Raw genomic sequence first — 19,199 nt, 5'->3', positions numbered from 1 at the left:
ACATATAAATAAAAAGCATCCCCGCGAAAAGAAGTCTCCAATGAGTTCTTTTGGGGAATGCTGATAGTGATATCTGGCTATGGCATAGGCCAACAGGGGCAGATTGGATTATTTGCGCTTGCGGCTGTTTTTCACCAGCGTCATCCGACGGGAATGGCGAAGCCAGGAATAATAGGTTTTCAGATCGCGGAGCTCCATGGTTTCCGACATACGCCCAAGGAAGGTGACCACAATCATCTTGAACACCGGGCCTCCGGTGAGATCCGTTTCGTTATCCAGCGGAACAAATTCGGCTACCATCACCAGATCTTCATCAATCAGATACACATCCTGCTCATGACGGTAATAATTGCGGATTTGGCCGTTTTTGAGCTTATCCCATAAAAAAGAAGAAATATCCTCGTATCCTGCCTTTTGGCTCTCCACCCGGTCCAACCAACGGGAGCGGGCATGATGAGTAATCACTATATCGGCAATCTTCTTCTCTCCCAAAACAACGAAAAAGGGCTCGTAAGTGCTCCATCTATCCATTTGCTTATCTCTCATGCTCTTCACTCCTTAATAACCCTGGAAGGACTTTAGACCCGGATGGTCTAGGCTATATAATTATGATACCTGATGCAACGTTGAATTCCAAGTTAAATCATCCCGATTATAACTAAAATTCTATTCAAATATATAAACAATCCCCTTAAATCTGGTAATAAAATCAAAAGCCAATATCCTTCTTTTCCTATATTTATCACATTACTGCACGATAACGCAATCATTATTTTCGCTATATTGCAAAATTGCCATGGTCTCCAAGTCGGATAGACGGGTATCCGCCTTTTTTTCTGTCCGTTATCCGGTTAAATATTGAAGGTTTTGTGAACGCCGTTACACCCTGCCGTTTCGAAGTGTCTGTATAACAAAACCACACAAGGAGGATTTTCATCATGACAGTAGGCGGATATTTGCAAAAGGATACGGATCTGGAGTATGCGGTAGTCAACAAATGCAATGTAACGGTTTTTGTAGAGGGCGAACTGGATTATGTAGGACCGCTGAAGGGGTATTCCCGGGATTTGATCCAGGTTCCCGGAGGCGACCAGTACCTGCGGAGTCTGGTTCAGGTGTCGCTGAGCTGATTTCCTGCTTGGCCTATGTGAATCCAATACCAAAAAGACACTGCCGCCGCGGCCGTGTCTTTTTGGTATTGCTGATCTGCGGCAATCCGGGACGAACAAACACCTACGACTCGCTGATTTCCTGGGGATTCAGGCTTTTTTCCAGCCCCTCCTGGTTATTGCGGCTGTATTCCGTTTTGATTTCGTTGCGGAAGGAACGCTCCACCTTCTTCACATACGGAAGGCGCTGCAACCCCTTCAAGGTTTCCTCGAGTTTATCGGAATAAATATACAAGACTACATAAGACATCTTTTTGGAGATATAATGGATACTGCCGAAGCGTTCCAGGTTCTTGGCCGGTTTAATGTCGTTCACCCATATAATCAGTCCGGTTCTTTCTGTAATCATTGCTCTCCCTCTTTTCTGGTCGCCAATGCGCTTCTCGCGCGAGTATGCTACTTTATCACGAATTCGGAGATGTTTACGATGCACAACTCAGAAATCCTGCTTCATGTTACCCGGGGGGCGCTTGTGGAATGCCTCCACAGAGGCCATATTGCCGTTACTGACTCCGCCGGGCGGATCCTTGCCTCCGCCGGGAATCCGGAAGTCTTCATGTTTGCCCGGTCGTCCATGAAGCCCATTCAGGCGCTGCCGGTTCTGGAAACGGGGGCAGCAGCCGCATACGGCTTTACGGATGCGGAAATCGCCATTCTCGCCGCCTCCCACAACGGGGAGGAGTTCCACACCGCAACCGTTTCATCCATGCTGGATAAGCTGGGATTAGACGAGCACTGCCTGCTTTGCGGTCCCCACGCGCCTTACCATGCACCAAGCGCCGCCTGTCTGGCCCAAGCGGGCATCGAACCCTCGGAGCTGCACAACAACTGCTCCGGCAAACATGCCGGAATGCTGGCGCTGGCTCTGCACCTCGGCGCCGATACCGGCACCTACATGGACCCGGCGCATCCCGTCCAGCAGCGGATGCTGGAGACGGTCAGCCTGCTGTCCGGATACCCGGCTGCCAAGATTGTGCTGGGCACCGACGGCTGCGGCGTGCCCGTCTTCGGTCTGCCGCTGGTCCGGCTGGCGGCAGCTTACGCCCGGCTCGGAGAGCTTAGCCGGAGTCCGGAGCAACAGCCCGGCCGCTTGTCCGCAGCAGCCAAGCGGATTATCTCGGCCATCGCCGCCCACCCTGGCCAATTGGCGGGAACCGGGCGTTATGATACCCGGCTGATCGAAGTGACCCAAGGCCGGCTCATCGGCAAGATGGGCGCCGAAGGCGTCTTCGCCGTGGCAGCACCGGAGCTTGGCTTGGGACTGGCCCTCAAGATTGAGGACGGAGCCCAGCGGGCCATCTACCCCGCCGTCACAGAAGCTCTGGTTCAGTTAGGCTGGCTGACCGGACCTGAAAGCGACGCCCTCTCCGGCTTCCATAAACCGGTTGTCCGCAACTGGAAAGGCACCGAGGTAGGAGAAATCCTCCCTGTTTTCCGTCTCCGGCAGGAAGGCTGATGTTCTCCTTGTTGAGATCAAGGCTCTCCGGCCGGCTTCGCAGCCTTTAACCGCAGCGCCCGCTGCAGCTCCCTCCGGAGCTGCAGCCGCCCTGTTTGGGCAGCGGGTCGTTAGAGGGCACTTTCACCGTATCCGATACGGCTCCGGCAATCAGTGCGGATACCTCGTACAGCAAATCATCCAGCGATTTCTCCGCTTCCTTGAAACCCTGCACACTGGGCAGCGCATCAAGCCGGTCCTGAATCTCCTTAACCGCATCCATAGCTTTATGATACTCGGGATGAAAATGCCCGAAGCGCTGGCATTCCTCGAAAAGCTCCTTCTTCTTCCCCAGCGTTACAATCAATTCCTGGGCCACCGGATCCCCCGACAGCCTCTCCTTTTCGGCCAAATACCGCGCCGCCTCCTGCGAGGCGAGAATCAGATCGCCCAATTCATATGCGCGAAGCAGCAGGGCCGACATATCCAATGCTTGTTTCTCCATTATGCTCACGGCAGCCTCACGCCTTTCATCTATTCATGTATCCCCGGCCAAACCAGCCGGAGACCTGTCCATTCATGGGGCTTCAGCCTAACCTCCAGCCTGCCCTGCATACCGTACAGCACCCAGTCCTCCGCCTCTTCATGAATCCGCAGCGGCACCAGCATCACTTCTCCGCAGGCGGTTCCGACCCGGAGAGCCGTCTTCATGGCGATGGCCCTGCGGACCATCTCCTTCTCCGTAGAGGGATGCCCGCGCCTGTTCAAGGTCCACCACGCGGCAGGAACCTCCGCAGGCAGCGGTTCCGGTTCCGGAGCTGCCGCATCAGCAACACCGGGCTCCCGGACAAGCCCATCCTTTGCCGTCGCTCCGGCAAACAGCGGCTCCAGCGCACGGACCGGACCCGGTGGCTCCTTGGCATGAATATCCGGGCCAGCAGTGCTTTCCGCAGGACGGGCTCGGCCCTGCTCCCGGATAAAGCGGATGACTCCTTCATCTATATCAACCTTGCTGTAATCCCTCATCTGCCTAATCAGCGCTTCCACAGAGCCTCCGGCAGTCCGTCCCGCATTTATGCTCCGGGGAGTCAAACGGAACACGGAAATTTCCCCGCGGACTGTCCATTCGCACCATTGGAGGAGGACCCACCATAATCCAGGGGGCGGATCCGGAGGGACAATGATTTCCAGATCAGGCTGTACGATAATCCCCGCAAAACGGGGCTCAAAATCCTTCTCCCGCAGGGCGGCAACAGGCGCCGGCAGCATAAACGCCATGCCGGAATCCCGCTGCTCCAGACACAGCCATCCCCACGCGCCCAGCGGAACAAGCCGTGTGGAAATGAAACCCATCTGTGCCATGCAGTCTAAATCCATCATACCACACACCCGCAACCAGTCAAATAGATGATTCAAGGGATACCAGCGTCCGGGCTCCGCCGTCTCCAACGCGTACAGGGCATGAAATTCCCAACCGCTGAAGGTGGGGGCAACCGCTTTCTTCCAGATGGCATACAGCTCCTGATGGAGGACTCGGCAGGGCTTCCCGAGCCAAGCCGCAGCAGCCTCACCTGCCGGCCTTACCAAGCCGTTCTCCACCTGGAGAAGACCGGAGGCCGCGGCCATATGAAGTGCTCCCGCAACAGCCGGGCCATAGCGGTGGGGGACGGCTGCTGCAAGTCCGCTTGCTTCCAGCTCCCCATCCCGGGCCAGTAGCACCTGCTCCAGCCTGCGAACGGACTGGCCTGACAATCCCCCCGACTTCAGCAGCTTCAGCTCTCCCCGTGAGGCAGCCAAAAGCACCTGCAGCACATCCTTCACCGCATCTCCCGGTTCATTACGGACACCCTCCGCTCCGAAGCTCGCCTCCTCCGGTTCCGGCTCCAGCCGCGGGAACAGCTTCTCCTGCCAAAAGGCCGCATGCCCCTCCGGCACCCGGTATTGGTGCTCCCTCCAGCCTTTGGGAACCGCATGAACCAGTCCGTTGCTTTGCAGAAGACGCAAAGAAGCCCGGACATGGGCTCCGCTCAGTCCCTCCCGCAGAGCCAGCCGGGCCAGCTCCTCCTGCTCAGCCGGCAAAGGGCCGAAACGGGCCACCAGAAGGCGGAGAACCTCCTTCGCCCAAGGCCGGAGACCGTTATATGCGGCTTCCAGCTCCTCCTTCATGGCGACAAGGTCCGGATCATGAACGCTCATAAGGGCTCCCGGCCGGCCGCCGCCTCTGCCAGCTCAGCAGCGCTTTTCACCTCATACCGGTACCCCTGCTCCAGCAGAAACAGCTGCCGGTTGACGGCAAAATCCTGTTCCCGGCTGTCCTCGGTCACCAGCGTATAAAAACGGGCGGCATTCGCCCCGGATTTGGGGCGCAGGATCCTGCCCATCCGCTGGGCCTCCTCCTGGCGCGAGCCGAAGCTGCCGGAGATTTGCACCGCCACGGAAGCATCCGGCAGGTCCACCGCAAAATTGGCCACCCGGGAAACCACCAGTGTCTGCACCTCTCCCTGCCGGAAGGCTTGAAACAGCCGCTCCCGTTCCTCATGCCGCGTATCTCCGCATATCAGCGGAATCCCTGTCTCCTGCGCCACCTGCCGCAGCTGGTTCAGGTATTGTCCGATAATCAGCACACGATCCCCCCGGCAGTCCTCCAGAACCTTCCGCAGAATCTCCAGCTTGCGGGCATTCTCCGCCGCCACCCGGATCTTCTCCCGGGGGAGCGCCTGATCGTAGCTTTCCCGGTCCTCCCCGGAAAAAGGAACCCGCACCTCCGTACACTCCACCTTCGCCAGCCATCCTTCCTTCTCCAGCTGCTTCCAGCTGATTTCGTAGCGCTTGGGCCCCACCAGCCCGAACACATCCGCCTCCAGCCCGTCCTCCCGGATCAGGGTGGCTGTAAGGCCAAGCCTGCGGGCGGATTGCAGGTCCGCCGTCATCCGGAATACCGGCGCCGGAAGCAGGTGCACCTCATCATAAATAATCAGGCCCCAGTTCCGGCTGCGGAACAGGTCCAGATGGGCGGTTTCCTTGCGCCCCGCCCCGTGGGTCAGGATATGATAGGTAGCAATCGTTACGGGACGGACCTCCTTGCGTTCGCCGCTGTATTCACCGATGAACTCCCCGGAAAGGGAGGTTTTCTGCAGAAGCTCCCGCTTCCATTGGCTGACGGAGGTGCCGCTGACCGTGAGAATCAGGGTCTCGCAGGCATATTTGGCCATCACCGCCAAACCAACCACCGTTTTGCCCGCCCCGCAGGGCATCACCACAACGCCGCTGCCGCCCCCGTAATCCGGCCGGGTGAAGGCTGCCACCGCTTCCTGCTGGTAGCTGCGCAGGCTGAAAGGGGCTCCGCTCATCAGCTTATCCTTAAACCGGACAGCCAGCGCTTCCCCGGGCAGAAAACCCGCCTCATCCACCACCGGATAACCGGCCCGGGCCATCTCCTGCTTCAGCAGCCCCCGGCAGGCTGTCCCAACCTCCACACTCCGTTCGTCCATCCGCCTGCCGAAAAAACGGCTTACCCCGGGCAGCTGCTCCAGCAGACCAAGTGCATCACCGGATTCTGCTGTCAGCAGAAGGCCATTCTCCGCTGGGGTCAGCCGGAACATGCCGTAGCGGCCCATCAGGGTGCGGATCTGATTCTGCACCGTCTGCGGCAGCCCAAAACGGCTTGCCCCGTGCAGGAAGCGGCAGATCCGGTCGGCGTTTAAGCCCGATGCTGCGGCATTCCACAAGGTAAAGGGGGTCATCCGGTACTGGTGCATGCTGCCCGGTGTTTTGACCAGCTCGGCGAACCCCGACAGCATGGCTGCAGCCTCCGCAGCCTCCGGATGGTCGGCTTCCAGCCATAAGGAGAGATCTTTTTGCAGCCAAAGAGGCGGCTCCCCGGTTTTCCATTCCATATATGTGTATCCTCGCTTCCGGTTTCTCAATCACTCCCTAGTATGCCCACGCAAAAAAAGCCCCATCCCCACAGGGGGACAGGGCTTACGGAGGAGCTGCAGCTGCTAGTGCACCGCGCCGGCAAATTCCTTCTCGGAAATTTTGCTCAGGGCGTCTCCGGCTTCATTCTCGAAATTCCTGCGGACTGCCAGGTCGCCGATGGAGACCACACCTACCAGGTTGCCGTTTTCCACAACCGGCAGACGGCGAATTTGTTTATCGGCCATAAGCTGGGCAGCCTCATCCACGGAGGTGTCCGGCGTTACGGTGGTGATATCGCGGCTCATCACCTTCTCCACCTTGGCCGAGCCTTCATTCTTCTGTGCATAACCGCGGACCACCAGGTCCCGGTCGGTAATACAGCCGATCAGCTGCTTGCCTTCCACTACAGGGATAAAGCCCACATCCTGCTTGGACATGGCCACAGCCACCTCATACACATTGTCCTTCAGCGTAACGGTGGCACAGTCCGTAGTCATAATATCCTTTACCGTTTTGTTCATGGGTCTCCTGCCTCCTTAGGGGTCCTATAGGGTAGCTAAAAGGTGCAGCTCTAGAGTTCCCGCGGAGACAGTCCTTTACCCGGTTTAAAATGTCCCAGTCAGCCTGCGCAGCACAAGGCCCGAGAACAGTCTGGCGGTCTGCAGAATGGCCGACTCGTCAATATCGAAACGGGGGTGGTGATGCGGGGCGGTTATCCCCGCCTCCCTGTTGCCGGCGCCAACGAAGAAGAAGCAGCCCGGAACCTTTTCCAGGTAAAAGGAGAAATCCTCACCCGCCATAATCAGAGGGCATTCCTTCACCCGATCCGCTCCGAACAGCTCCGCCGCGGTCCCCCTCAGCCATTCGGTCTCTGCTTTATGGTTGATAACCGGAGGGTATCCAAGCTTGTAATCCAGCTTATAGTCGGCTCCGAACATGGAGCAGGTATCGGCCGTAACCCGGGTCACCCGTTCCCGGGCCAGCATACGGAGGCCGTGCTCGAAGGTCCGGACGGTGCCGTTTAAGATGGCTTTTTCCGCAATAACATTAAAGCCAGAGCCCGCATGGAAGGATCCCACTGAGATAACGCTGGGCTCCACCGGATTGAGGCTGCGGCTGACGATGGACTGCAGATTCACCACCAGATGGGACCCCACCATAAGACTGTCAATGGTTTCGTGGGGCAGGCCGCCATGTCCGCCCTTGCCGATAATCTCCAGCAGGAATTCATCGGCAGCCGCCATAATGGGCCCGCTGCGGGTCATAATCTCCCCCGCGGGAAAAGGCGTCCACAAGTGTGCGCCGTAGATTTCGTCCACACCGTCCAGCACACCTTCGGCAATCATGGGCTGGGCGCCGCCGGGACTCAGCTCCTCCGCCGGCTGGAAGATAAAACGGACCGTCCCGTTCAGCTCCCCTCTGCGGGAGGCCAGATACCGGGCGGTTCCCAGCAGCGCGGCTACATGGCCATCATGGCCGCAGGCATGCATCACTCCGGGCACTGCGGAGGCATAATCGCAGCTTTTTTCATCCTGAATGGGCAGCGCATCCATGTCCGCACGCAGAGCAATCACAGGGCCGCTTCCGCCGCCCTTCAGCTCCCCGACCACACCGTAGCCGCCTACATGTCGCTTCACCTGAAGCCCCAACGCCTCCAGATGGTCCGCCACAAAAGCAGATGTCCTTTCTTCCTGATATGATAACTCGGGATTCTGGTGCAAATGTCTGCGCCAGGCAACCATATCCGGAAACAGTGCTTCAAGCGTTATTGGTCCTCCCATGACAAAGCTCCTCCGACTATTTGATCTGAATCTATCTATTCCAAGACGCTTCTTTCTCTTGCTTCATCACCTTGCGGAAGTGCCGGAAACATACTATCATGATAACATGAATCGTACTCCCATTGGGAGCCGGATTCTTAAGGTTCTGAGATTCGATTACATAGGTAGGGGGCGTGATGCAACGCCATGAATACAACCCGCAGGGGAACTCCCGATTTTTTGCTGCTGATTCTGACTTTCGCCCTGGTTGCATTCGGACTCATTATGGTGTTCAGCGCCAGCTCCATGTCGGCAGCCTATTACAACGGGGATGCCCTGTTTTTTACCAAGAAACAGATTCTCGGCATCGTGCTGGGCATTATCGGCATGATTTTTTGCATGAATATCCATTATACCAAGCTGAAGAAGCTGACTCCCCTCTTTTTCATGATCGTAATGATCTCTCTTGTCCTGGTCCCGTTTATCGGCAAAGAAGTAAAAGGCGCACGGAGTTGGTTTCCCATCGGACCTCTTCAGCTGCAGCCCTCGGAATTTGCCAAGATTGCAGTTGTGATGTACTTGGCCGCTTTGATCGCCAAGAAGGAAGAGAAGTTCCGCGACTTCCAAAAAGGCCTGCTTCCCGCCCTGTTCATCGTAGGTATGGTAGCGTTCCTGATTATGCTGCAGCCGGACTTCGGCTCTGCCGTGATCCTCTCCATGGGGGCGCTCCTGGTCATCATTGTCGGAGGAGCCAATCTGAAGCAGCTGGCTTTCCTGGGAGCCGTGGGTGGAGCCTTGGTTTCTGTGGTCCTGGTTATTATGTTCCTGGCCAATTCCGAATTCGGCTACCGGATGGAGAGAATTACCACCTTCCTGGACCCTTGGGCGGACGAAACCGGCTCGGGCTTTCATGTGATCCAATCGCTTTATGCCTTTGGCCATGGCGGCTGGACGGGAGCGGGCTTCGGCCAAAGCATCCAAAAGCTTCATTTTTTGCCCGCGCCCCACAATGACTTTATTTTCTCCATTATCGGGGAGGAACTGGGGTTTCTCGGCAGCTCCCTCTTCCTGCTGGTTTATCTCCTGTTCATCTGGCGGGGCATCATTGTGGCGCTGCGTGCAACGGACACCTTCGCCAGCCTGACGGGGATCGGCATTATCGGCACCATTGCCATTCAGGCGTTAATCAATCTGGGCGGAGTGACCAATTCCATTCCCCTGACAGGAGTGACGCTGCCGCTGATCAGCTACGGGGGCACCTCGGTGCTGGTCACTCTGGCCAGCCTCGGCATACTCCTGGGGATATCCCGGGATTATAACCGGGAGGCGGAGGAAGCCCACAGCCGCGGTACAGCGGCGCACAATAACCGGAAGAAACAGGCGGTATCCCGGTAAATCGGGAAAAGAAGGAGAGGCCCCAATCGGAGCCTCTCCTTCTTCGTATCCGGAGCACTTATTTTAGCAGCTTCTGGGGCTCCTCCGTCTCTTCTTCACGGAAAGACACACCCTCCACCTTGACATTGACCTCCACAACCCGCAGGCCTGTCATATTCTCAATGGCTTCCCGGACATTGTACTGCAGCTCCCGGCATACTTCCTGAATTTTCGAGCCATACTGGACGATTACGCGCAGATGGACAATGGCCTCTACCTGGCCTACTTCCACGGTAATCCCCTTCTGCACATTTTTGCCGCTCAACCGTTTGGCGAACCCTTCGGAGATTCCTCCGGACATAGCCGTGATACCCGGCGTTTCCAAGGTCGCCAAGCCTGCAATGGTTGCCACCACATCATCGGATATGCGGATCAATCCCGTTTCAATCATGTCGGACATGGCTTCCACTCCTTTGCTGCAATCGTTTCCCCTTCATTATAATAACGGAAGCCGTCCAACGTCAACGAGACAGACAGGCCGGTCTCCTTTCTTCCCCGCAATTTCAGCTTGTCAGAAAAAGCCAGTCCTGTATATAATCGATTAGGATTCTTATTCCCGCTCCAAAAAGCGGGCAGAGGACGCATTTTATTCATACGGAAAGGGTGGCGCATGCTGCATGTTGCTGTTGAAGAAAAATTGGTTTTATCTCGCCTTGGGCCTGACCTTTATTGCCAGCGGCAGTGCCCATTATCTGGGGCTGTCGTCGATTCTCCAGTTTGCTTTGGCCGGCGTTGCGATTATTTTTGTGGCGGGATTCCTGGGCAGGGCTACGGAAAGTGTCGCCCACTATGCCGGTGACCGGCTCGGAGGGTTCCTGAATGCAACCTTCGGCAATGCCGCCGAGCTGATTATCGCCATCATCCTGATCAAGGATGCCGTTAACGGCAAACCCGCCCTGTTCGATACCGTCAAGGCCAGTATTACCGGCTCCATTATCGGCAACCTGCTTCTGGTATTGGGATTAAGCGTGCTTTTGGGTGGGCTCAAATTCAAGAACCAGACCTACAACATCCGGATGGCTTCCCACAGCTCGTCCTTGATGCTGCTGTCGGTCATCGCCTTGTTTATCCCGGCTATGTTCGCCTCGCGGATGAACCACGAGCATCTGACCACACTGAGCCTGACGGTGTCTATTCTGCTGGTGGCCGCTTATTTTCTCTGGCTGCTGTTTTCCATGGTCACCCATAAGAATGAATTGGCCGACGAGGCGGTAGAACATGGGGAAGCCGCCTGGAGCAAAAAGCTCTCGATCCTGTTTCTGGTCCTGGCAACCGTTATGGTAGCCCTGGTCAGCGAGTGGATGGTAGGGACGCTGGAGGACTTCTCCCACCGGTTCGGCTTATCCGAGCTGTTCGTGGGCGCCTTCGTCATCGCCATTGTAGGCAATGCTGCAGAGCACTCCGCCGCCATTATGCTGGCCCTGAAGAACAAAATCGGCGCCGCTGTGGAAATCGCTGTTGGCAGCAGCCTGCAGATCGCCCTGTTTGTGGCTCCGGTTCTTGTAATCGTCAGCGCCTTGATGGGTCAAACCATGGATATTGTGTTCACCATCCACGAGCTGGTGGCCATTGGGGTGGCTGTCTTTATTGCCTCCTCCATTTCCCGGGACGGCTCCACTAACTGGTACGAGGGTGTCCTGCTGCTGACCGTTTACGTGATTCTCGGTTTTGCCTTCTTTCTCCTGATGTAATGTCATTTACAGCCTGAAGCCGACCGTTCCCCATAAATACCCACAAAAAAAAGCCCGAGGAAGCAACCTGCCGGTTACTCCTTCGGGCTTTGTGCTTCAAACAGAAGGGCCAGATTCCGCTCAAGCCTGCTCATGATCTGCTTGCCGTCCTCTTCAACCACCAGTCCTGCACGTATGGCAAAATCCACCTGACGGGAAAGCCCGTACATCTGGGTGTCGAGCACCTCTTCATAGAGGGGACACTTTCGGGTGGTCAAATTCTCCATTTGTATTTCAATCAGCTTCTCAATGCGCTCCGCATCTTCCTGCAAAAGGTTGAGAGACTTCTGCTTGAGATCCCGCATGATTTCCGGCTGCTGCATTCTAGAACTCCCCCTGCCTCCAAAAAAACATCTCTTATGCTCTATATTATTCGAAAATGAAAGAATAAACAAGTAAGCCGCCCTAGGGCGTGTCTGAAAACTCGCTTGAGGGCACCTTTCAACGCCTTTTCGCCCCTGACTTCGTTACTTCCCCTTGACGTACGCCCGGTACGCCCGCGGGCAAGTGCCTTGCCTGGAACGAAAACTCGCTAAAATTTGCTCCCCTCGGAGTTTCAAACACACCCTAAGGCCTTTGCAGAATTCGGATAATAGGAAAAAACCTGCCCTCTACAGGCAGGTTTCACTTGCAGCCGTTGGCGGCCGCTCCTAAGAAATTAGTCGTTAACCGCGTTTACGGTCATGTTGTGCTTGGCGAACACCTCAACCATGGCCTTCTTGGCGTCGTCCGCATCCGGACCGTGAACATGCAGATTATATGTACCGCTTGCCAGAAGCGTAGTGAACAATCCGAGGATACTCTTCACGTCGATATACTTGTTATCGTATTGAAGGACGATGGAAGACCGGAATTTGTTGGCAGTTTGGGAAATTTCTACAATCGCAGCGTTATTGGCATTAGGCATTGTAATCCCTCCATAGTTAAGCAACTTTTTATTTTTGGGTGAACCCTAGAAAAACTTACCTTAATAATACATGTGAAAAGGGTTACAAGCAAGCTGAACTTTTCAGCTTTCTCTACTTCAGATTCTCCGGATTCAAAACCTCCAGCTCCGGCAGAACAAAGCGTCCGTCCTTGCGGATCAGCACATCGTCAAACCAGATTTCCCCGCCGCCGTATTCCGGACGCTGGATCAGCACCAGATCCCAGTGCACGCTGGACACATTGCCGTTGTTCGCAGCTTTATAGGCCTGTCCGGGGGTAAAATGGAGGCTTCCGTCTATCTTCTCATCGAAGAGGGTATCCTTCATCGGATGCTGGATATACGGATTAAAGCCGAAGCTGAATTCCCCGATATACCGGGCTCCTTCATCCGCATCCAGAACCGCATTGATCCGGTCCGTATGGTTGGCGGTGGCCTCCACAATTTTGCCGTCCTTGAAGACAAACCGGATGTTTTCATAGGTTACGCCACCATTGATGGAGGGTGTATTGTAGCTGATGACACCATTCACGGAGTTGCGTACGGGAGCGGTATACAGCTCTCCGTCCGGGATGTTGCGGCGGCCGCAGCACTTGACTGAGCCGATGCCCTTAATGGAGAAGGAAATGTCCGTGCCCGGGCCGGTGATGCGCACCCGGTCGGTTTTGTTCATAAGCTCCTGGAGCGGGTCCATGGCCTCCGCCATACGGGCGTAATCCAGGTTGCATACATCGAAGTAGAAGTCTTCGAAGGCTTGAGTGCTGGTTCCCGCCAGCTGAGCCATAGCCGCATTGGGATAACGCAGAATGGCCCAGCGGGTATGCTCCACACGCTGCTCCATATGAACCGGATGGCTGTACAGCCGGCTGTACAGCTTCATCTTGTCCTCGGGCACATCCGACAGCTCGCTTTGGTTGTCTCCTCCGCGGATGCTGATGTAGCATTGCATCTCCTTCATCCGGGCCAGATCCAGCTTGGCCCAGGTTTGGATTTGCTCCTCGGTGCAGCCTTTGAGGATGCTGGCAAGCACAGCGGCATCACGCAGCTCCACAAACGGCATACCGCCCCTTTTGTAGACCTCTTCCACCAGGCACCGGACAATTTCCTTCTCGGAGCCCAACATATCGATAAGCACCTTATCCCCCGGCTGTACATCCAGGGAATATTCAATCAGGTTTTTCGCCAAGGTTTGAAGTCTGGGATCGCGCATAATGTCTCCTTTCACATGACGGGCCGCTCCTCCGCAGTTGCTGCGACAGAGCGGCCCCGGTTATTTGACCGGCTTGCCGGTCAGCTTGTTCTTGAACACCGTGCCGAGAGCCAGCAGCATTACAAAGACGGCGCATAAAATGGCCAGCCTGCCTTTGTATTGGCTGAAGTGGAGCAGATCATGGCCGATGAAGGATTCCAACAGAACAATGGGCAGCTTGCCGATAACGGTAGCCAGAATATAATCCCGCGCCTTAATCTTGACCACCCCTGCCCCCAGGCTTACGGCAGTTGAGGGGATAACCGGAATCAGCCGGCCCAGCAGGACGTAAAAAAAGCCGTTCTCCTCCATCCGCTTGTTGAACACGCGGACGGCATTGTAACGCGACAGGGTTTTCTCAGCCTTGGCTCTGCCTGCCGAACGGGCGAACCCGAAGGCTGTAATGGCCCCGAGCACGGCCATCAGATAGTTGATGGCAATCCCCCAGCCCAGCCCAAATACAAGCACATTCGCTCCGGCTACCAGGACAAACGGAATAAACGGCACCATAACCTGAACATAAACAATGGCCATTCCCAAAATGACGGAAAAGGCTCCGAAAGAGCGCAAATAGTCCGAGAGCTGCTGCACATTCATACGGGTAAGATGCTTGCCGGTATCGGTAAACAGAATAAATGCCACCGCCGCCGCAATTAAACAGACCGGGAGGAGAATCCGCCCCGCCTTTTGCCAGCTTTTAACCAAAAAATTAACCCCCTGTCCAATTCCCTCCCCTATTGTACCATGTTTGCACATGATGTAAACGCCTTAAAAATCGTATATTGTTCGAACTGTTTCCCCCCGCGCCCCGCCCGTTTCCCCATAAACCATCCGGCTCTCCATAATGAGCCGCTCCGGCTTCCCCGTAGCCGGGTTCAGACGGATGGTGCAGCTGCCCTCCGCTGTCAAGGATCGGGCCATTGCCTCTAAGGCATCGAGCTCCTTTTCTGCTGCGCCTCGGGCCTGTTGGTCCGCCAGCAGCTCCGTTGCCCGCCGCAGCTCCGCCAGCCGCAGCTCCATTGCTTCCTTCACGGCACGGCTCCAGCTTTCCGGCGCCAAGGAAACCACCAGAGTCGTCGCCTGCAGCTGGGCCGTGGGCCGCTGGATCTCAACGGAGCGGTCCATCAGCTGCACCAGCTTGACCGCTTCCCGGTAGTCTGCAGACCAGCGGCCCCAAGTAGAAGCCAGTAGATCCGGCTGAACCGCAGGCAGGACGATACCGTCGGTGACAATTTCCGCCCCGGACGCCTTCACCGTGATTCTGCCCTTGTCCAGCTCGGATAAGGCTCTGACCAGAAGGCTCTCTCCCCTGTCCGAATCACCGGCCATCTGCGGCCCTTCCGCTCCGCTGCAGCCCCCGGAGAGCCACATGCCCGCTCCGATGACCGCTGCCGCTATTGCAGGCTTCATACCACGCATGAACAGCCCTCCTTCGAACCATTGATTCAATGCCAACCGCTCAACAGATAAGTTAGCTTATCCCAAGCCGGGGTTGTTTACCCGTCTTTAAAACGCAAAAAACCACCCTAAGGTGGTTTCGGTCTTCTTGTGACTCTGGAATTTTACCCGATCATGATCCGGTTGCGCCCCACATGCTTCGCCTTGTACAACGCCATATCCGATCGGTAGAACAGGCTCTCCACACTGATTTTGTCATCCTTCCAGTGCCACTCGGACACCCCGCAGGAAACGGTCACGGAAGGGCGGGTATCCTTCTCCACACGGAAGCGGATGCGTTCGGCAATCTTCAGGGACTGCTCCGTCATCACTTGCGGCAAGTAGATGGCCAGCTCCTCGCCGCCCCACCGGGCTGCTATGTCCGTGTCCCGGATGCAGGAGCGGATGATTTTGCTTACCTGGATCAGGATTTCGTCTCCCACCTGATGCCCGTATGTATCGTTGACCTGCTTGAAATAGTCGATGTCCACCACAATCAGGGAGCCGCAAATATCCTTCTTCTGATGGTTGCCCACCTGCTCGTCCAGGAAATTGCGGGCATATAACCCCGTCAGGTTGTCGGTGATCACCATCCGCCGCACCTCCGCATGCAGGGAGGCGTTGGTGAGCGCCAAGCCGATGTGCCCGGCCAGAACCTGCAGCAGCTTGTAATTGTCGTAGGAAAAGAAACCGGGCTGCTGATGGGCCACCAGAATGGCCCCTTTGGCTTCTTCATGGACAATCAGGGGAGCCACGATCAGGGAGCGGGCGCCGGTAAGCTGCATCAGCCGGGAAACAGGGGCTTGCGGCTTGGCCCAATAGTCGGAGATGATCACCGGCTCCTTGGATTTGCACACCATTCCCGCGAAGCCGGAGTTTTCATCGAAGGTTTCATGCAGGATGGCCGGAACATTGGCCGCATGCACCGCAAATTTGCCGGTCTCCTGGTCAAGCTGGAGGATGCAGCAGTAATCCGCCTTGAATATCTGCATCAGCTCAGCTGAGGCGAAGTTGAAAATATCATGCATTTTGAGACTCTGGTTCAGCTGTTTGGTCAGCTCATTAATCAGCCGCAGCTCATTCACCAGAAGATTGGACTGCTCATACAGCTTGGCATTCTCGAAGGCCGATCCGGCGGCGCTGGAGAGCACCTTCATGATCTGGGCATCCGACGGGCCGAAGTTGCCCTTATGGGAATGCAGGTGCATGACCCCGTAAATCCCCTGTTTCCCGCTGATGGGAACGGCCATCTGAAATTCACCGGGTTGCAAACATTCGTCAATGACGATTTTGCCCTCCATAAACGCTCTGGTGCAGACATGCTCGTCCATGCCCGTAAAATTCAGAACCTTCACCGGCAGTCCCGAACGGGGCTGATCCTGGGTCATGAGGAGGTCGATCCGCGCCTCCGGATACAGCTCATTAATCCGGCGGATGATGCCCCCAAGCACCTCGTCCGTATCGATTTTGGAATAGAGGTCCAGGGCCATCTGGAACAGGATGTCCTTCTTGCGGGCCTCCCGCTCCTCCACAAGCCGCTCAGCCCGTAAAAAGGCGCCTGCCGTTTTTTCGATATGTACGTAAAGCCAGCTAGGGAAGCCCAATGCAAGCCTCATTAAATTATCCAGGCTTGCGGGATATCCTTCCCGCATGACCATCCCCAACAGCAGGGCGGGGTTGCCGCGGCAGTCATGCAGCACAACCTGAGCAATCCGCTCCCCTGACAGCTGGAACAGGACATTGCCGGGCTCTTCCAGGCCAAGCCCCAGCAAACCCTCCCGCAGCTCCTCCGCCGCGCAGCCAAACAGTTCCGCCTCCCGGAATTCCAGCCAGCTGCCCGATACGTCCCGGATAAACCAGCCCTTGGCTTCCGCATGCATAACCGGCTCTGCCTGCTTGGCCCAATCGGAAAATGCGGCTTTGGCCAGAGCAATCCATTGTATATCGTTGCCAAACAATGCAGCCGAAGCATCACAGTAATCAGGGATCAGCTGCAAACTGACCGGGGCGGCATCGGCTGCTCCATTCTCCCGTAACCTCTCTTCGGATGCCGGCTCCCGGCGTATGCTCTGGCTTTCCATTACGAATCCCTCTTCTTTAATACCCGATAGGCACTCCCATGGGACTGGGGTGCCTCTCTGAATTTTTCAGTTAGTTCTATGATACTATTTTTTTAACCAAGATGCACCTAAGCATTTAATAAAAAATGATGATTCTGCCGCTTGACTTTTTAGCCCCATTTCTTATAATATAGTTTGTTGAGTTCACGCGGAATTTTTCCGCAGGTGGAATGACAAGTGTCACCCTTACTGATTTTGTTGCTGATGGGACAGCGGCTGAACTTTCCTGTCAGGCAGGCCCCCTTGGGGACAGGCCTTTAAACAAAGTCAGGCACTTTACGTTCACCATGGATCACTCCAACAAATTGAAAATTAAAAGGAGTTCGTTGATACATGGCACGTTACACAGGTCCTAAGTTTAAGTTGAGCCGCCGTCTGGGAATTTCCCTGTCCGGCACAGGTAAAGAATTGGCAAAGCGCCCTTTCCCTCCCGGAGTGCACGGCCCCGGCCAAAAGAAGAAATTGAGCGGTTATGGCGTTCAATTGCAAGAAAAGCAAAAGCTGCGTCAAATGTACGGTTTGAACGAAAAGCAATTCCGCAACCTGTTTAACAAGTCCGCCAAGATCAAGGGTATCCACGGCGAAAACTTCATGTTCATGCTGGAAAGCCGTCTGGACAACCTGGTTTACCGCATGGGCCTGTCCAACAGCCGTGCAGGCGCCCGCCAATTGGTCGCTCACGGTCATATTACCGTAAACGGCAAGAAGGTTAACATCCCTTCCTACCTGGTTCAAACAGGCGACGTAATCGGTCTGCGTGAAAAAAGCCGCAACCTGACTGTTATCAAGGAAGCTATGGCCGGCCGCGCATTCATCCCGAGCTATGTGGAATTCAATGAATCCGCTATGGAAGGCCGTTTCGTCCGTTATCCGGAACGCGCCGAGCTGTCCCAAGACATCGACGAAAAGCAAATCGTCGAGTTCTACAGCCGTTAATCCTTACGATGTACAACAAACAGGCCCATGCGCAAATGCATGGGCCTGTTTGTTTTCCCGCCTTTTCACCCAACCCATGCCCCTCTATGACCGATACCGGTTTTCCGTGGGATAAAGAACCGCATGAGGCGGTGTCCATTTGGGCGGGCCGTACTTTTTCAGATAGGACAGCTTATTCAGGTAGCCGCCTATGTCCACCTCCTGGGAGAAACGCTGGAACAGCTCCCAGCAGGCGTACACGTCGTTCATGGCCCGGTGTGCGCCCTCCAGCGTAATGGCATACTGATTGCAGGTTTCCTGGAGCGTGTAGGGATAAAACAGCAAATCCCTGCTGATGGTCAAGGTATCCACGAATGCATTGTCAAAGCTCCGTTTGGCCAACCGCATCAGGGTGTGGTGCAGAAAAGCCAGATCGAAGGCCGCATTATGGGCCACCAATATGCTGTCCTTCACCATCCGGTTCAAGATCCGGAAAGCCGTATCCTCATCCATACCGTCCACCAGATCCGCATCCTGGATTCCGGTAATCTCGGTAATTTTGGGAGGGAGCCTCCCGTCGAACCGGACCAAGGTGGAAAACTCGCTGACCACCTTGCCGCCTTTGCAGCGGATAGCCGCAATTTCTATCACCCGGTCCTTCTCCGCATCCAGCCCCGACGTTTCAAAATCAAAAACCGTAATGTATGAATCCTTCATTTCATTCTCCGTATCCTTCGTAAATTTGTAATAATGAGAACCATAATCATCCATTCGCCATTCCCATTGGAAAATCCTTCTTCCAAACGAAGAAGCGCCCGGATCTTGGTCACATTACCGGAGACGGAGGTCACTAACGGAAGCCAGAGCCCTTATCGGGCGGAAAAACGGGAGACTGGAAATCTAACGGAAGTGAGCGCGCCGCTATTTGGCCTGTGCAGCCTCAATAAGCGCCTGTTTGGGGGAAAATAACGGCTGTGGCTTCCGTTAGAATCCGGAAATGTCGATTTTGGGACAAAAAGCGGCTCTGGCCGCACTAGCGATGCGTCAAACCTAACATGGAATTATCCAATATTCCTAAATATGGGTTAATTTGAACGTTGTCACCTG

20 protein-coding genes are annotated in these 19,199 nt (G+C 55.5%); 5 read left to right on the top strand and 15 right to left on the bottom strand.

Translation table 11 applies throughout. The features are described 5' to 3' along the window. Positions 1 to 108 precede the first annotated feature (108 nt). A complete protein-coding gene (locus ACI1P1_RS17945; protein WP_416217813.1) occupies positions 109 to 546 on the bottom strand; it encodes a hypothetical protein in 438 nt (145 codons plus the stop codon). A gap of 392 nt (positions 547 to 938) precedes the next feature. Here ACI1P1_RS17945 and ACI1P1_RS17940 point away from each other — a divergent pair, with 392 nt between their 5' ends. Further along, positions 939 to 1,130 carry a hypothetical protein gene (locus ACI1P1_RS17940; protein WP_416217812.1) on the top strand — a complete coding sequence of 64 codons (192 nt, stop codon included), beginning with the start codon at positions 939 to 941 and terminating at the stop codon, positions 1,128 to 1,130. A 103-nt stretch (positions 1,131 to 1,233) separates the two neighbouring features. Here ACI1P1_RS17940 and ACI1P1_RS17935 read toward each other — a convergent pair whose 3' ends face one another. Continuing rightward, positions 1,234 to 1,518, bottom strand: a complete 285-nt coding sequence (locus ACI1P1_RS17935; protein WP_416217811.1) for a YlbG family protein — start codon at positions 1,516 to 1,518, stop codon at positions 1,234 to 1,236. 78 nt (positions 1,519 to 1,596) lie between these two features. Between ACI1P1_RS17935 and ACI1P1_RS17930 the strand changes: the two genes are divergently transcribed. Then, the gene (locus ACI1P1_RS17930; RefSeq protein WP_416217809.1) at positions 1,597 to 2,625 is read left to right on the top strand and encodes an asparaginase; all 1,029 of its coding nucleotides are present in this window, start codon (positions 1,597 to 1,599) and stop codon (positions 2,623 to 2,625) included. Positions 2,626 to 2,671: 46 nt separating this feature from the next. Here the strand turns inward: ACI1P1_RS17930 and ACI1P1_RS17925 are convergent, their stop codons facing one another. The 5 genes from ACI1P1_RS17925 to ACI1P1_RS17905 all read right to left on the bottom strand — a co-directional run bounded on the left by ACI1P1_RS17925 (position 2,672) and on the right by ACI1P1_RS17905 (position 8,303). Next, positions 2,672 to 3,118, bottom strand: a complete 447-nt coding sequence (locus ACI1P1_RS17925) for a YlbF/YmcA family competence regulator (protein WP_416217808.1) — start codon at positions 3,116 to 3,118, stop codon at positions 2,672 to 2,674. A gap of 20 nt (positions 3,119 to 3,138) precedes the next feature. Beyond that, positions 3,139 to 4,800, bottom strand: a complete 1,662-nt coding sequence (locus ACI1P1_RS17920; RefSeq protein WP_416217807.1) for a helicase-associated domain-containing protein — start codon at positions 4,798 to 4,800, stop codon at positions 3,139 to 3,141. After that, positions 4,797 to 6,500 carry a DNA repair helicase XPB gene (locus ACI1P1_RS17915; protein WP_416217806.1) on the bottom strand — a complete coding sequence of 568 codons (1,704 nt, stop codon included), beginning with the start codon at positions 6,498 to 6,500 and terminating at the stop codon, positions 4,797 to 4,799. Before ACI1P1_RS17915 ends, ACI1P1_RS17920 begins: the two co-directional genes overlap by 4 nt. Positions 6,501 to 6,605: 105 nt before the next feature. Beyond that, complete coding sequence (locus ACI1P1_RS17910; RefSeq protein WP_416217805.1) at positions 6,606 to 7,043, bottom strand: CBS domain-containing protein; 438 nt, start codon at positions 7,041 to 7,043, stop codon at positions 6,606 to 6,608. Between the two features lie 84 nt (positions 7,044 to 7,127). Then, the gene (locus ACI1P1_RS17905; RefSeq protein ID WP_416217804.1) at positions 7,128 to 8,303 is read right to left on the bottom strand and encodes a M20 metallopeptidase family protein; all 1,176 of its coding nucleotides are present in this window, start codon (positions 8,301 to 8,303) and stop codon (positions 7,128 to 7,130) included. A gap of 186 nt (positions 8,304 to 8,489) precedes the next feature. Between ACI1P1_RS17905 and ftsW the strand changes: the two genes are divergently transcribed. After that, complete coding sequence (gene ftsW / locus ACI1P1_RS17900) at positions 8,490 to 9,677, top strand: putative lipid II flippase FtsW (RefSeq protein WP_416217803.1); 1,188 nt, start codon at positions 8,490 to 8,492, stop codon at positions 9,675 to 9,677. Between the two features lie 58 nt (positions 9,678 to 9,735). Here the strand turns inward: ftsW and ACI1P1_RS17895 are convergent, their stop codons facing one another. Next, complete coding sequence (locus ACI1P1_RS17895) at positions 9,736 to 10,116, bottom strand: Asp23/Gls24 family envelope stress response protein (RefSeq protein ID WP_416217802.1); 381 nt, start codon at positions 10,114 to 10,116, stop codon at positions 9,736 to 9,738. 226 nt (positions 10,117 to 10,342) lie between these two features. On the opposite strand from ACI1P1_RS17895, the gene cax reads away from it, so the two are divergent. Then, on the top strand, positions 10,343 to 11,407 hold the full coding sequence (cax, locus tag ACI1P1_RS17890) for a calcium/proton exchanger (RefSeq protein WP_416217999.1): 1,065 nt from the start codon (positions 10,343 to 10,345) through the stop codon (positions 11,405 to 11,407). Between the two features lie 74 nt (positions 11,408 to 11,481). On the opposite strand, the gene ACI1P1_RS17885 is transcribed toward cax, so the two are convergent. The 6 genes from ACI1P1_RS17885 to ACI1P1_RS17860 form a co-directional block, all read right to left on the bottom strand. Next, entirely contained in the window at positions 11,482 to 11,769 is a 288-nt protein-coding gene (locus ACI1P1_RS17885; RefSeq protein WP_416217801.1) for an Fpa/YlaN family protein, read from the bottom strand. A 335-nt stretch (positions 11,770 to 12,104) separates the two neighbouring features. After that, positions 12,105 to 12,353 carry an HPr family phosphocarrier protein gene (locus ACI1P1_RS17880; RefSeq protein WP_416217800.1) on the bottom strand — a complete coding sequence of 83 codons (249 nt, stop codon included), beginning with the start codon at positions 12,351 to 12,353 and terminating at the stop codon, positions 12,105 to 12,107. A gap of 112 nt (positions 12,354 to 12,465) precedes the next feature. Beyond that, positions 12,466 to 13,581: an aminopeptidase gene (locus ACI1P1_RS17875; protein WP_416217799.1), complete on the bottom strand. Its 1,116-nt coding sequence runs from the start codon at positions 13,579 to 13,581 to the stop codon at positions 12,466 to 12,468. A gap of 60 nt (positions 13,582 to 13,641) precedes the next feature. Continuing rightward, entirely contained in the window at positions 13,642 to 14,325 is a 684-nt protein-coding gene (locus ACI1P1_RS17870) for a TVP38/TMEM64 family protein (RefSeq protein WP_416217798.1), read from the bottom strand. 63 nt (positions 14,326 to 14,388) lie between these two features. Then, entirely contained in the window at positions 14,389 to 15,039 is a 651-nt protein-coding gene (locus ACI1P1_RS17865; protein ID WP_416217797.1) for a hypothetical protein, read from the bottom strand. 143 nt (positions 15,040 to 15,182) lie between these two features. After that, positions 15,183 to 17,138, bottom strand: a complete 1,956-nt coding sequence (locus ACI1P1_RS17860) for a sensor domain-containing diguanylate cyclase (protein WP_416217796.1) — start codon at positions 17,136 to 17,138, stop codon at positions 15,183 to 15,185. Positions 17,139 to 17,510: 372 nt separating this feature from the next. Between ACI1P1_RS17860 and rpsD the strand changes: the two genes are divergently transcribed. Then, on the top strand, positions 17,511 to 18,113 hold the full coding sequence (gene rpsD / locus ACI1P1_RS17855; protein ID WP_416217795.1) for a 30S ribosomal protein S4: 603 nt from the start codon (positions 17,511 to 17,513) through the stop codon (positions 18,111 to 18,113). An 84-nt stretch (positions 18,114 to 18,197) separates the two neighbouring features. Here the strand turns inward: rpsD and ACI1P1_RS17850 are convergent, their stop codons facing one another. Further along, positions 18,198 to 18,863 (bottom strand): 3'-5' exonuclease, encoded by a 666-nt coding sequence (locus ACI1P1_RS17850; RefSeq protein WP_416217794.1) that lies wholly within the window; start codon positions 18,861 to 18,863, stop codon positions 18,198 to 18,200. Positions 18,864 to 19,199 lie beyond the last annotated feature (336 nt).

The sequence above is a fragment of the Paenibacillus mesotrionivorans genome (genome assembly GCF_046098205.1).
Taxonomy (GTDB): Bacteria; Bacillota; Bacilli; order Paenibacillales; family NBRC-103111; genus Paenibacillus_AR; species Paenibacillus_AR mesotrionivorans.
The sequence above is the reverse complement of the archived record's forward strand: the minus strand, read 5'-3'. Positions and strand labels throughout refer to the sequence as shown.